Here is a 381-nt window from a genome sequence, read left to right on the forward strand (position 1 = left end):
AATATTTGATAATGTATCAATTACACTTTATTACTTAAATAATAATTTTATTATCAATCCCAAAACATTAGTTTTGCATATTCCAACGGTATCGACGTGTATTCGCTTTATTATGCCAAAACTTCTCGTTTCAGTAACTGATCAATTAATTTATCTTGATAGTGACATAATTTGTTTACAATCATTAAATAAAATAACTGAATACAATATTGACAACTATATTGCAGGCGTAATTAGTGATACTAAAGATATGCAGCAAACTATTAGCAAAATGTATAATATTGATTCAACAAAATACTTTAATGCTGGAGTTTTGTTAATAAACACCAAGAAATGGTGTGAAGAAAATATTTCTGAAAAAGCACTAACTATGATAAATGA

1 protein-coding gene is annotated in these 381 nt (G+C 25.7%); it reads left to right on the forward strand.

Translation table 11 applies throughout. From position 1 onward, the window contains the following. Positions 1 to 381, forward strand: a 381-nt coding sequence (locus tag A9G09_RS08550; protein WP_218056876.1) for a glycosyltransferase, incomplete at both ends; no start/stop codon positions are given.

It is taken from the genome of Gilliamella sp. wkB292 (assembly GCF_001690235.1).
Classification (GTDB): domain Bacteria; phylum Pseudomonadota; class Gammaproteobacteria; order Enterobacterales; family Orbaceae; genus Gilliamella; species Gilliamella apicola_F.